The following is a 13,450-nucleotide window of genomic DNA, read 5'->3' as shown; positions in this document are numbered from 1 at the left end:
TCAGGTGCGCGAAGGCGTTAAACGGTAAACGCGTCTTGCAGCAGTTTTTCCTGCTGCTCGGCGTGCATCGATGCGTAACCACATGCTGGGGCAGCAGAAGCCTCACGGCCCGCGTACTCGAGTACGAGAGACTTGTTGAGGGTGCTGATGCTGCGACGCAAGTGGTGCTGGCTGCAGTACCAGGCGCCCTGGTTCATCGGCTCTTCCTGACACCAGACGGCATGCTTGGCGTTGGTGTAAGGAGCCAGGACTTCTTTCAAGTCGTCCTCAGGGAATGGGTACAGCTGCTCAATACGCACGATGGCGATATCGTCACGGCCTTCGGCACGACGTTTTTCCAGCAGGTCGTAGTAGACCTTGCCGCTACACAGAACAATGCGCTCGACCTTTTTCGGGTCCAGGGCATCGATTTCCGGGATCACGGTCTGGAACGAACCTTCGGCCAGATCTTCCAGAGTCGAGATGGCCAGCTTGTGACGCAGCAGCGACTTCGGCGTCAGGACGACCAGTGGCTTGCGCAGCGGGCGAATCACCTGACGGCGCAGCAAGTGGTAGATCTGAGCCGGGGTGGTCGGCATGCACACCTGAATGTTGTGCTCGGCGCACAGCTGCAGGTAACGCTCAAGACGTGCGGAGGAGTGCTCCGGACCCTGACCTTCGTAGCCGTGTGGCAACAGCATGGTCAGACCACAGAGACGGCCCCATTTGTGCTCGCCGCTGGTGATGAACTGGTCGATAACGACCTGCGCACCGTTGGCGAAGTCACCGAACTGGGCTTCCCAGATCACCAGCGCGTTCGGCGTGGTGGTCGAGTAGCCGTATTCGAATGCCAGTACCGCTTCTTCCGACAGGAACGAGTCGTACAGGTCGAAGCGTGGCTGACCTTCGTACAGGTGTTTCAGCGGGATGTAGGTGCCGGCATCTTTCTGGTTGTGCAGAACAGCGTGACGGTGCGAGAACGTACCGCGGCCGATGTCCTGACCGGTCATGCGAATCGGGTGACCTTCGAACGCCAGGGTCGCGTACGCCATGGTTTCAGCGTAACCCCAGTTGATCGGCAGGCCGCCGGCTTGCATCTTCTGACGGTCTTCGTAGATCTTCGCAACCTGGCGCTGAACCACGAAGCCTTCCGGAATTTCCAGCAGCTTGGCGGACAGTTCCTGCAGGGTTTTCAGATCGAAGCGAGTGTCGTGACGCGCAGTCCAGGCGTGACCCAGGTACGGACGCCAGTCCACGAACAACTCTTTGTTCGGCTCTTTGACCAGGCTTTTCACTACGTGCAGGCCGTTGTCCAGCGCGTTGCGGTATTCGTCGACTTTCGCCTGAACACGCTCAGCGTCCAGCACACCGCTCTGGGTCAGACGATCAGCGTACAGCTCACGGGTGGTGCGCTGCTTGGTGATCTGCTGATACATCATCGGCTGGGTGCCGCTTGGCTCGTCGGCCTCGTTGTGGCCGCGACGACGGTAGCAGAACATGTCGATTACCACGTCACGCTTGAACTGCATGCGGTAGTCGATGGCCAGCTGGGTCACGAACAATACGGCTTCCGGATCATCACCATTCACATGGAGGATCGGCGCCTGAATCATTTTCGCAACGTCGGTGGCGTACTCGGTGGAGCGCGAGTCCAGCGGGTTGCTGATGGTGAAACCGACCTGGTTGTTGATCACGATGTGCACGGTACCGCCGGTCTTGAAACCGCGGGTCTGCGACATCTGGAAGGTTTCCATGACCACGCCCTGACCTGCGATTGCAGCGTCACCGTGGATGGAGATCGGCAGAACCTTCTCGCCGGTAGGGTCGTTGCGACGATCCTGACGGGCACGGACCGAACCCTCGACCACTGGAGAAACAATTTCCAGGTGGGACGGGTTGAAGGCCATGGCCAGGTGAACTTCACCACCGGTGGTCATCACGTTGGACGAGAAGCCCTGGTGGTATTTAACGTCACCGGAACCCAGCTCGACCTTTTTCTTGCCTTCGAACTCGTCGAACAGCTCGCGCGGGTTCTTGCCGAAGGTATTGACCAGCACGTTCAGACGGCCACGGTGGGCCATGCCGATGACGATTTCCTTGGTGCCGTAGGAACCGGAACGCTGGATCAGTTCGTCAAGCATCGGAATCAGGCTCTCGCCGCCTTCCAGACCGAAACGCTTGGTGCCCGGGTATTTGGTGCCCAGGTATTTTTCCAGGCCTTCACCGGCAGTCACGCGCTCAAGCAAGTGGCTCTTGATGTCAGCGGAATACGTTGGACGGCCGCGTACGCTTTCCAGACGCTGCTGGAACCACTGGCGCTGCTCGGAATCGGTGATGTGCGTAAATTCAGCGCCGATGGTGCGGCAATATGTCTGCTGCAACGCTTCGTGAATTTCGCGTAGGCTCGCCTCCTCTTTGCCGATGAACAGGTCGCCGGCACGGAAGGTCGTATCAAGATCGGCATTGGTCAAGCCGTAATGATTGATCGACAGGTCTGCAGGTGCAGGACGCTGCCACAGCCCCAGCGGGTCAAGCTGGGCTGCCTGGTGGCCACGCATACGGTAGGCCTGGATCAATCGCAGCACTTCAACTTGCTTCTTCTCGTGCTCACTGCTCACGCTGCCGGCGGAAACCGGTTGAGCGCGGCGCTGGTTCTTTGCCAGCAAGACGAAATGATCGCGAATTGTGGAGTGCGAAACATCGGTGGAAGAGTTGCCGTCAGCAGGCAACTTCTGGAAGTAGGTGCGCCACTCTTCTGGCACAGCGTTAGGGTCGTGCAGGTAAAGCTCGTAGAGCTCTTCCACATAGGCAGCGTTACTACCGGATAGGTAGGCACTGTTCCACATGCGCTGCATCACGCTTTCTTGCATGCTTGGTCACCCTCGGTTAGGGGAACACCATCGGTGTCGACGCCGAGCAAACTTGCAGAAGTCCGAATGCAGCGACCAAAACAAGCCACTAGGATCACACTGATAGTCCGGGTACCAGCCCGGATGCCCCTGCTTGTCTCATTTCTTCAAAATAAGAGCGGCAGCTTTATGAGCTGCTGCTCAGGTTAAAACTACGGTGCCGGTTGAAGCCTGCACCGTAGCATCCACGGGTACAGCGGTCCTACGGGTACAGCAGCTGAATCACACGCCGCTGGAAAGCAGCATGTTACGAATGTGACCGATGGCCTTAGTCGGGTTCAGGCCCTTCGGACAAACGTTGACGCAGTTCATGATCCCGCGGCAGCGGAATACGCTGAACGGGTCATCCAGCGAAGCCAGACGCTCGGATGTCTTGGTGTCACGGCTGTCTGCCAGGAAGCGATACGCTTGCAGCAGTGCAGCTGGACCCAGGAACTTGTCCGGGTTCCACCAGAAGGACGGGCAAGAGGTCGAGCAGCAAGCGCACAGGATGCACTCGTACAGACCGTCGAGCTTTTCACGCTCTTCAGGGGACTGCAGACGTTCGATGGCCGGAGCCGGCGTGTCGTTCTGCAGGTAAGGCTTAACCTTCTCGTATTGCTTGTAGAAGATGCTCATATCAACGACCAGGTCACGGATAACCGGCAAACCTGGCAGAGGACGAATGATCAACTTGTTACCTTTTACAACGGCGGACAGCGGCGTGATGCACGCCAGACCGTTTTTGCCGTTGATGTTCATGCCGTCGGAACCGCAAACACCTTCACGGCAAGAGCGACGATAGGAGAAACCTTCGTCCTGCTCTTTGATCAGGGCCAGCACGTCCAGCACCATCAGGTCTTTACCACCGGTATTAACCTGGAATTCCTGCATGAACGGCGCAGCGTCCTGATCAGGGTTGTAACGATAAACACTGACTTGCAACATGGCTGCCACCCTTAGTAAGTCCGAATTTTCGGTTCAAACATCGGAACCGTCTTCGGCGAGAAGTTAACGGCACGCTTGGCGACGCGTTTTTCACCCGGGAAGTAGAGGGTGTGGCACAGCCAGTTTTCATCGTCACGGTCTTCGTAGTCTTCACGAGCGTGAGCACCACGGGACTCTTTACGAACCTCGGCAGCAATCGCAGTCGCTTCAGCCACTTCCAGCAGGTTTTGCAGCTCAAGAGCTTCGATACGCGCAGTGTTGAACGCCTGCGACTTGTCGTTGATCTTGACGTTGGCGATGCGCTTGCGCAGATCAGCCAGCTGGGCAATACCCTTCTGCATGTATTCGCCAGTACGGAACACACCGAAGTAGTTCTGCATGCAGCTTTGCAGCTCGCGACGCAGGGTTGCCACGTCTTCGCCATCGGTACGCGCGTTCAGAGCGGACAGACGGGCCAGGGCAGCATTGATGTCGGCGTCGGTGGCGTCGTCGTACTCGATACCGTCGGTCAGCGCTTTTTCCAGGTGCAGACCAGCCGCACGGCCGAAGACCACCAGGTCGAGCAGCGAGTTACCGCCCAGACGGTTGGCACCGTGAACCGATACGCAAGCCACTTCGCCTACAGCGAACAGACCAGGGATGATGGTGTCTACGCCGTCGGCGTCCTGAGTCATTGCCTGACCGTGAATGTTGGTGGCAACGCCGCCCATCATATAGTGGCAGGTCGGAACAACCGGAACCGGAGCAACCACCGGGTCAACGTGAGCAAACGTTTTCGACAGCTCGCAGATGCCTGGCAGACGGCTGTGCAGCACTTCCTCGCCCAGGTGGTCGAGTTTGAGCATCACGTGATCGCCGTTCGGGCCACAGCCGTTACCGGCAATGATTTCCTTAACCATCGAACGGGCAACAACGTCACGACCCGCCAGGTCTTTGGCGTTCGGAGCATAACGCTCCATGAAACGCTCGCCGTGCTTGTTGATCAGGTAACCACCTTCACCACGGCAACCTTCGGTCACCAGTACACCGGCGCCGGCGATGCCGGTCGGGTGGAACTGCCACATTTCGATGTCTTGAACCGGAACGCCAGCACGCAGAGCCATGCCAACGCCGTCACCGGTGTTGATCAGGGCGTTGGTGGTGGAAGCGTAGATACGACCTGCACCGCCAGTGGCCAGAACGGTAGCCTTGGCACGGATGTAGGTGGTTTCGCCGGTTTCGATGCAGATGGCGATAACGCCGACGAATTCGCCTTTCTGGTTTCTCACCAGGTCAACAGCGTAGTACTCGTTCAGGAACGTGGTACCGGCTTTCAGGTTGCCCTGATAAAGAGTGTGCAGCAGGGCGTGACCGGTACGGTCGGACGCCGCGCAGGTACGCGCAGCCTGGCCGCCTTTACCGTAGTCCTTGGACTGACCGCCGAACGGACGCTGGTAGATGCGGCCGGTTTCGGTACGGGAGAACGGCAGACCCATGTGGTCCAGTTCGAAAACTGCAGCCGGGCCTTCCTGACACATGTATTCGATAGCGTCCTGGTCACCGATATAGTCGGAGCCCTTGACGGTATCGTACATGTGCCAGCGCCAGTCATCGTTCGGATCCGCGGACGCGATGGCGCAGGTGATGCCACCCTGTGCCGATACGGTGTGCGAACGAGTCGGGAAAACCTTGGTGATTACGGCAGTCTTGTGACCGCCTTGTGCCAGTTGCAGCGCTGCGCGCATGCCAGCACCGCCACCACCAATGATGATGGCGTCGAAAGAAATCGTTGGAATGTTAGCCATGACTCAGATACCCCAGAGAATCTGCACACCCCAGACGAAGTAAGCGAACATCGCAACGCCGCATACTGCCTGGAAAAGGAAACGTACAGCAGTCGCGGACTTGCCGAACGCCATTGGCGTCAGGTAGTCGGTCGCGATGGTCCACATGCCGACCCAGGCGTGAGCGCCAAGGGCAACGAGGGCCAGGAGACTGAAGATACGCATCCAGTTATTGGCGAACAGTTCATGCCACTGGGCATAGCCGAGGCCCGGGTGGGCAACGACGTATCCGATCAGAAAGATGAAGTAAGCCGCGAGAACGACCGCAGACACACGTTGCGCCATCCAGTCATAGAGGCCCGAACGCGACAGGTTCGTGACGTTAGTTACCATATCCAAACTCCTGCCAGAACGATTATCACCACGGAAACGGCGATAACGATTTTCGAGCCCAGCTTGCCGCCTTCCAGCGTTTCACCGATGCCCATGTCCATGATCAAGTGGCGCACACCGGCAACCAAGTGATACAGCAGAGCGGATAGAATGCCCCAAATCACTAGCTTCGCTAGCGGACTGGTCAGACACGCTTTCACCTGACCGAAGCCTTCCTCGGAGCTCAGCGACTTGTCCAATGCGTAAAGCATGATGGCAAGGCACACGAAGAGGATGACACCGGATATACGGTGAAGAATGGACGTGTAAGCAGTGACTGGGAGTTTGATGGTCCTTAGGTCTAGGTTTACAGGTCGTTGGCTTTTCACGGCTTTTTTTTCACACTGAAGAGCCCCTAACAATCAGGGCAAAGTTGTTGGGGAGTGCACTGGTCAGGTAACCACCACCCAGGGAGGCGACCCCCAATAAAGCAAGCCCAAAAGCCCTTGGCGGTCGGTGGCCGAGTATAGACAGTTAGGCTACTAATGACAACGCAATCACCTCACCCAAACAGCGGATTGCGCATCTGACATAAAAGGCGTAAATGGCAGGCAATTTCGAGAAAAAAGTCCGGTTAAAGCCTTCTGGAGCAAGACTTTAGGCAAATTGACATTCGAATTTATCTCACTATAGTGGTGCGGGCCCTGCGTGGGGGGTCTGTCTGATGATTTCAAGCATAAATAGGAGGCCACATGGCTGACAAAAAAGCGCAGTTGATCATCGAGGGCGCAGCCCCCGTCGAGCTGCCCATTTTAACCGGCACCGTTGGTCCCGATGTTATCGATGTTCGGGGCCTGACGGCCACGGGCCGTTTCACCTTTGACCCTGGTTTCATGTCGACCGCCTCCTGCGAGTCGAAGATCACCTATATCGACGGCGACAACGGCATTCTGCTGCACCGCGGCTATCCGATCGAACAGTTGGCTGAAAAGTCGGACTATCTGGAAACCTGCTATCTGCTGCTCAACGGCGAATTGCCGACCGCAGAACAAAAGGCCCAGTTCGTCAGCACCGTCAAGAACCACACCATGGTTCACGAACAGCTGAAGACCTTCTTCAACGGTTTCCGTCGCGACGCTCACCCGATGGCCGTCATGTGCGGTGTAGTCGGCGCCCTCTCGGCCTTCTACCACGACTCCCTGGACATCAATAACCCGCAGCATCGCGAAATTTCCGCGATCCGCCTGGTTGCCAAGATGCCAACCCTGGCAGCGATGGTTTACAAGTACTCCATGGGCCAACCCATGATGTACCCGCGCAACGACCTGTCGTACGCGGAAAACTTCCTGCACATGATGTTCAACACCCCGTGCGAGATCAAACCGATCAGCCCGGTACTCGCCAAGGCCATGGACCGGATCTTCATCCTCCACGCCGACCACGAGCAGAACGCATCGACCTCTACCGTACGTCTTGCCGGTTCTTCGGGTGCCAACCCGTTCGCCTGTATCGCCGCCGGTATCGCTGCACTGTGGGGCCCTGCCCACGGCGGCGCCAACGAGGCCGTTCTGACCATGCTCGATGAAATTGGCGATGTTTCCAACATCGACAAGTTCATTGCCAAGGCCAAGGACAAGAACGATCCGTTCAAGCTGATGGGCTTCGGTCACCGCGTTTACAAAAACCGCGACCCACGCGCTACCGTCATGAAGAAGACCTGCGACGAAGTGTTGAGGGAACTGGGTATCCAGAACGATCCGCAACTCGAACTGGCCATGCGCCTGGAAGAGATCGCCCTGACCGACCCGTACTTCATCGAGCGCTCGCTGTACCCGAACGTCGACTTCTACTCGGGGATCATCCTCAAGGCAATCGGCATTCCAACCAGCATGTTCACCGTGATCTTCGCCCTGGCGCGGACTGTCGGCTGGATCTCCCACTGGAAAGAAATGCTCTCCAGCCCGTACAAGATTGGCCGCCCGCGCCAGCTGTACACCGGCTACGAGTCGCGTGACATCACCAAGCTGGAAGACCGCAAGTAAGACCTGTCTTGCTATAGCGTCTTAGCTGTACCACAAACGGCCTCTGTGTAAGCAGAGGCCGTTTTTGTTTGTGCGCTTGTTGTGTACATATCCGCTTCTTCGGCAACGACCACCTTGGGCTTCGCCCTTACGGCGGGCGACCAAGTCACCAAGCGCTCCCACCCCTGCCGTAACGTCACCTCCCTGGGAGCGGGACAGCGCCCCCCCCCTGTAGGAGCGAGTCTGCTCGCGATGGACGCCAACGATAACGCGCCCTGTCTGACTGCCCGAGCTATCCGCACTTTTTCGCGAGCAAGTTAGCTCCCGCATCCCTATTGGGCGGATATTCACGGAATCGTGCGATCACCGCCCAATAAAAAATGCCCCGATCTTTCGACCGGGGCATCTTTTACAACTGCGTTACTTATATAAAAGCATCAAGCCTTAGTGCGAAACCGCCCCACTCGCGCCCAGACCAGTCTGCGAGCGAACGAATTGCGGGAAGAACAGCGCCCGCTCGTTGTCTGCCGCAGCCGACTTGTCGGTAATCGAGAAGAACCAGATACCGATGAAGGCAATAACCATCGAGAACAGCGCCGGGTACTCATACGGGAAGATGGCCTTCTCGTGATGCAGGATCTGCACCCAGATGGTTGGCCCAAGGATCATCAAGCCCACGGCACTCACCAGACCCAACCAGCCACCGACCATCGCACCTCGCGTGGTCAGCTTCTTCCAGTACATCGAAAGCAGCAGCACAGGGAAATTACAGCTCGCCGCGATGGAGAACGCCAGGCCGACCATGAACGCAATGTTCTGGCTTTCGAACAAAATACCCAGACCGATCGCCAGCACGCCCAAAATGACGGTGGTGATTTTCGACACCCGGATTTCGTCCTTGTCGTTGGCCTTGCCCTTCTTGATCACGCTGGCGTACAGGTCATGAGACACCGCCGAAGCACCGGCCAGTGTCAAACCGGCAACCACTGCCAGAATGGTCGCGAAGGCTACCGCCGAGATGAAGCCCAGGAAAATGCTGCCACCCACCGCGTTGGCCAGGTGCACCGCCGCCATGTTGTTGCCGCCCAACAGCGCACCAGCCGCATCTTTAAACGCAGGATTGGTGCTGACCAGCAGGATCGCGCCAAAGCCGATAATGAAGGTCAGGATGTAGAAGTAGCCAATGAAGCCCGTTGCGTACAGCACGCTCTTGCGAGCTTCTTTCGCGTCACTCACGGTGAAGAAGCGCATCAGGATGTGCGGCAGGCCAGCGGTACCGAACATCAGTGCCAGACCGAGGGAGAACGCGGAGATCGGATCCTTCACCAGACCGCCCGGGCTCATGATCGCTTCACCTTTAGGGTGAACCTTGATCGCCTCGGAGAACAGAATGTTGAAGTCGAAGTTGACGTGCTTCATCACCATCAGTGCCATGAACGAGGCGCCGGACAGCAGCAACACTGCCTTGATGATTTGTACCCAGGTGGTCGCCAGCATGCCGCCAAACAGCACGTACATGCACATCAGGATACCCACCAGGATCACTGCAACGTAGTAGTCGAGACCGAACAGCAACTGGATCAGCTTGCCGGCACCGACCATTTGCGCAATCAGGTAAAACGCCACCACCACCAGCGAACCACAAGCAGACAGCGTGCGGATCTGGGTTTGCCCGAGGCGGTAGGACGCCACGTCGGCAAAGGTGTATTTACCCAGGTTGCGCAGGCGCTCGGCGATCAGGAACAGAATGATCGGCCAGCCCACCAGAAAACCGATCGAGTAGATCAGGCCATCGTAGCCGGAGGCGAACACCAGGGCGGAAATACCCAGGAAGGACGCTGCGGACATGTAGTCACCGGCAATTGCCAGACCATTCTGCAAACCGGTGATATTGCCACCCGCCGCATAGTAGTCAGCCGCCGACTTGTTGCGTTTGGAAGCCCAGTAGGTGATGCACAGGGTCGCGCCGACGAACACCACGAACATCAGAATCGCGGCAACGTTCAGCGGTTGTTTATGTACTTCGCCGGTCAGGGCTTCGGCCGCCCAGGCGCCAGGTGCAAAAGCTGCGATGCTCAATAGAGCCATTAGACGCCGGATCATTGCTGAGCCTCCTTGAGAATCGCATTGTTCAGGTCGTCGAATTCGCCATTGGCGCGTCGTACGTAGATACCGGTCAGGACGAAGGCCGAAACAATCAGCCCGACGCCAATCGGTATGCCCCAGGTAATCGAAGATTCCGGGCTGATTTTCGCACCCAGAATATGCGGCCCATAGGCAATCAAAAGGATGAATCCGGAGTAAAGCCCTAGCATGATCGCCGAAAGAATCCAGGCGAATCGTTCTCTCTTGCTAACCAGCTCCTTGAATCGCGGGCTGTTTTGAATCGAGAGGTAAATGCTGTCGTTCATTGTTTTTATCCTCGCAGCACAGATTTAGTTGGAACGATATCCACTGTATGCGGCTGCGAGCCAGGTTCCAGACGACCTTAGTCTTAGAACGACATGACGTTTTCGCCAATTTCCGGCCGATAAAAAACAGCCGTCACCCGACATTAATCCTTCAGAAATAAAAAGGGCCGCCCGACATGGATATCGGGCGACCCTGCATTGCGCGGATTAGACGCTTGCTTCGCGATTACTTGGTCCAGTCGGCAACACGCTCCGGGTGTTTTGCCACCCAATCTTTTGCGGCGACTTCTGGCTTGGCGCCATCCTGGATCGCCAACATGACTTCACCGATTTCGTCTTTCGAGGCCCATTGGAAGTTCTTCAGGAACTTGGCCACTTCGGGTGCTTTAGTTGCCAGTTCCTTGCTGCCGATGCTGTTCACGGTTTCAGCCGCGCCATAAACACCTTTCGGGTCTTCCAGGAAGCGCAGTTTCCATTTGGCGAACATCCAGTGCGGCACCCAACCGGTGACGGCGATGGATTCGTTTTTCTTCTCGGCACGGGTCAGTTCGGCAATCATGCCGGCGCCGGAACTGGCCTTGAGTTGATAGCCGGTCAGGTCATAGTCCTTGATCGCCTGCTCGGTCTTGAGCATGACACCCGACCCTGCGTCGATGCCGACGATGCGATTCTTGAAGCTTTCATCGGTTTTCAAATCAGCCAGCGACTTGGCCTTGACGTACTCCGGCACGATCAGACCGATTTTCGCGTCCTTGAAGTTCGGACCGTAGTCGACCACTTGATCTTTGTTCTTGGCCCAGTAATCGCCATGCGTCACGGGTAGCCAGGCCGACAGCATGGCATCGAGTTTGCCGGTTGCCACGCCCTGCCACATGATCCCGGTCGCAACGGCTTGCAGCTTCACGTCATAACCGAGTTTCTGCTTGATCACTTCTGCCGCTACGTGAGTGGTCGCGACGCTGTCGGACCAACCGTCAACGTAACCGATGCTCAGGGTCTTGCTCTCGGCATTGGCGAATGTGGAGCCAATCGCAAGTACCAGAGCGGCACTTGCACCTAAAAGTCGTCGCATCTTCATCGTTACTTCCCCGAAAGTGCTGCGCTCGACGGATGCCGAGTCGCGTCAACGTATTGTTATGGTGCACAGCGCCCCCATCACGCCCACCGCAAACCCGTTCGATCATCAGCGCGTTTATCAACGAGGGTACTGACGCCTCCGATAATCAACCTGACGACAAGGGCGACCTGCTCTGCCAGCGACCTCAAGACATCGAGAAACGACATCAGAAAGCCATTAATCCGTGGCCCCGCACACTCGCCGCTCAATCCGCCCGAACTTTGCATGTCAAAATCATGCGGGCCACCAAGCACACGGCAAATGCAGGTAACATGCGCCGCTTTGCTCCCAGACGGCCTGATCATGCCTGCGACATCTCGCTTCCCTTTTTTCGCTTATCTTTTCGCCTGCCTGCTGGGCCTCTTTGCCCTCTGTGGTTTCTGGTACGGCCTCGGCAAACCGGTGATTCTGCCGGACGTCGCCAGCGCGACGCACAAGCTGCAATGCGCCTCCTACACCCCCTTCGACAAGGACCAATCGCCGTTCGATCAGCCGTTCAAACTGCGCCCCGAGCGCATGGACGCCGACCTCGCCCTGCTGGCGACCCGTTTCGAGTGCATCCGCACCTACTCGATGACCGGTCTTGAGGCGCTGCCGGACCTGGCGCGCAAGCACGGGTTGAAGCTGATGATCGGCGCCTGGGTCAACAGCAATCCGGTGGACACCGAAAAAGAAGTCGACCTGTTGATCGCCTCGGCCAACGCCAACGCGGACGTGGTCACGGCGGTGATCGTCGGTAACGAAACCCTGCTGCGCAAGGAAGTCACCGGCGCGCAACTGGCGAAGCTTATTAATAAAGTCAAAAGCCAGGTCAAACAGCCTGTCACTTATGCCGACGTCTGGGAGTTCTGGCTCAAGCACCCGGAAATCGCGCCAGCCGTGGATTTCCTCACCATCCATTTGCTGCCCTATTGGGAAGACGATCCTTCGAACATCGACGCCGCCCTGCAACATGTGGCCGAAGTGCGCCAGGTGTTCAGCAACAAATTCGCCCCCAAGGACGTGATGATTGGCGAAACCGGCTGGCCAAGCGAAGGTCGCCAGCGTGAAACCGCTTTGCCGAGCCGGGTCAATGAAGCCAAGTTCATTCGCGGTTTCGTCGCCATGGCCGAGCAGCAGGGCTGGCACTACAACCTGATCGAAGCCTTCGACCAACCGTGGAAGCGCGCCAGCGAAGGTGCGGTCGGCGGCTACTGGGGACTGTTCGATGCCGATCGCCAGGACAAGGGCGTGCTGGCCGGGCCGGTGACGAACGTGCCGTACTGGTCGCAGTGGCTGGTGGTGGGTGGCTTGATCTTCCTCGGTACGCTGATCCTTGGCGGTCGCGTGCGCAGTACTCGCGCTGCGCTGGTATTGCCGCTGCTGGGGGCCCTGGCCGCCTGCGCGATAGGTGCCTGGGGCGACCTGGCGCGAGTTACCACGCGCTTTGGCAGTGAATGGCTTTGGGTTGCCTTGCTGACAGCGTTGAACCTGTTGGCGCTGGCCCATGCGGCGCTGACGCTGAGCCCGCGCACCGGTTGGCGTGGATGGGCGTTCAATGCGCTGGAACGACGAGCGGGTTGGTGGGTGGCGACCACAGGGTTCGCTGCTGCAGTGATGATGCTGGAAATGGTGTTCGACCCACGCTATCGCAGCTTCCCGAGCGTCGCATTCATCGTGCCGGCACTGGTTTATCTGTGCCGCCCAGTCAGTGTGCCGCGCCGCGAAATCGCCCTGCTGACCTTCATCATCGGTGCCGGTATTGCGCCGCAGTTGTATCGCGAGGGTTTGCAGAACCAGCAGGCCTGGGGCTGGGCGCTGGTGAGCGTGTTGATGGTAGCCGCGTTGTGGCGCTGCTTGCGGGTACGCAAGAGCTGATCTTCGTGACAGCTACCCGCCCTTTCGCGAGCAGGCTCGCTCCCACACCCGATCTTCAGTGCTCACAGATTTTGTGTACGACAGAGATCAATGT

At 57.8% G+C, this 13,450-nt stretch carries 10 protein-coding genes; 2 read left to right on the top strand and 8 right to left on the bottom strand.

Translation table 11 applies throughout. The annotated features are described in order from the left end of the window. Positions 1-17: 17 nt before the first annotated feature. From JQF37_RS20775 to sdhC, 5 genes are all read right to left on the bottom strand, one after another. Positions 18-2,849: a 2-oxoglutarate dehydrogenase E1 component gene (locus tag JQF37_RS20775; RefSeq protein ID WP_130203744.1), complete on the bottom strand. Its 2,832-nt coding sequence runs from the start codon at positions 2,847-2,849 to the stop codon at positions 18-20. A gap of 261 nt (positions 2,850-3,110) precedes the next feature. Beyond that, positions 3,111-3,815 carry a succinate dehydrogenase iron-sulfur subunit gene (locus JQF37_RS20770; protein WP_130203745.1) on the bottom strand — a complete coding sequence of 235 codons (705 nt, stop codon included), beginning with the start codon at positions 3,813-3,815 and terminating at the stop codon, positions 3,111-3,113. A gap of 11 nt (positions 3,816-3,826) precedes the next feature. After that, on the bottom strand, positions 3,827-5,599 hold the full coding sequence (gene sdhA / locus JQF37_RS20765; RefSeq protein ID WP_130203746.1) for a succinate dehydrogenase flavoprotein subunit: 1,773 nt from the start codon (positions 5,597-5,599) through the stop codon (positions 3,827-3,829). Positions 5,600-5,602: 3 nt separating this feature from the next. Continuing rightward, positions 5,603-5,971, bottom strand: a complete 369-nt coding sequence (sdhD, locus tag JQF37_RS20760) for a succinate dehydrogenase, hydrophobic membrane anchor protein (RefSeq protein WP_090324185.1) — start codon at positions 5,969-5,971, stop codon at positions 5,603-5,605. After that, positions 5,965-6,339: a succinate dehydrogenase, cytochrome b556 subunit gene (gene sdhC, locus JQF37_RS20755; protein WP_130203747.1), complete on the bottom strand. Its 375-nt coding sequence runs from the start codon at positions 6,337-6,339 to the stop codon at positions 5,965-5,967. The genes sdhD and sdhC overlap by 7 nt, the downstream gene beginning before the upstream one ends. 363 nt (positions 6,340-6,702) lie before the next feature. Here sdhC and gltA point away from each other — a divergent pair, with 363 nt between their 5' ends. Then, entirely contained in the window at positions 6,703-7,992 is a 1,290-nt protein-coding gene (gltA, locus tag JQF37_RS20750; protein ID WP_130203748.1) for a citrate synthase, read from the top strand. A gap of 423 nt (positions 7,993-8,415) precedes the next feature. Here the strand turns inward: gltA and JQF37_RS20745 are convergent, their stop codons facing one another. The 3 genes from JQF37_RS20745 to JQF37_RS20735 form a co-directional block, all read right to left on the bottom strand. Further along, complete coding sequence (locus JQF37_RS20745; protein ID WP_130203749.1) at positions 8,416-10,074, bottom strand: cation acetate symporter; 1,659 nt, start codon at positions 10,072-10,074, stop codon at positions 8,416-8,418. After that, positions 10,071-10,382: a DUF485 domain-containing protein gene (locus tag JQF37_RS20740; RefSeq protein WP_007939152.1), complete on the bottom strand. Its 312-nt coding sequence runs from the start codon at positions 10,380-10,382 to the stop codon at positions 10,071-10,073. Before JQF37_RS20740 ends, JQF37_RS20745 begins: the two co-directional genes overlap by 4 nt. Before the next feature lie 226 nt (positions 10,383-10,608). After that, positions 10,609-11,460, bottom strand: coding sequence for a glycine betaine ABC transporter substrate-binding protein (locus tag JQF37_RS20735; protein WP_130203750.1), 852 nt, complete (start codon positions 11,458-11,460; stop codon positions 10,609-10,611). Between the two features lie 300 nt (positions 11,461-11,760). Between JQF37_RS20735 and JQF37_RS20730 the strand changes: the two genes are divergently transcribed. Continuing rightward, positions 11,761-13,356 (top strand): beta (1-6) glucans synthase, encoded by a 1,596-nt coding sequence (locus tag JQF37_RS20730; RefSeq protein ID WP_130203752.1) that lies wholly within the window; start codon positions 11,761-11,763, stop codon positions 13,354-13,356. Positions 13,357-13,450: the final 94 nt, after the last annotated feature.

The organism is Pseudomonas sp. MIL9 (assembly GCF_016887925.1).
GTDB lineage: Bacteria > Pseudomonadota > Gammaproteobacteria > Pseudomonadales > Pseudomonadaceae > Aquipseudomonas > Aquipseudomonas mohnii.
Note: the sequence above shows the minus strand (reverse complement) of the source record. Positions and strands in the feature narration are given on the sequence as shown.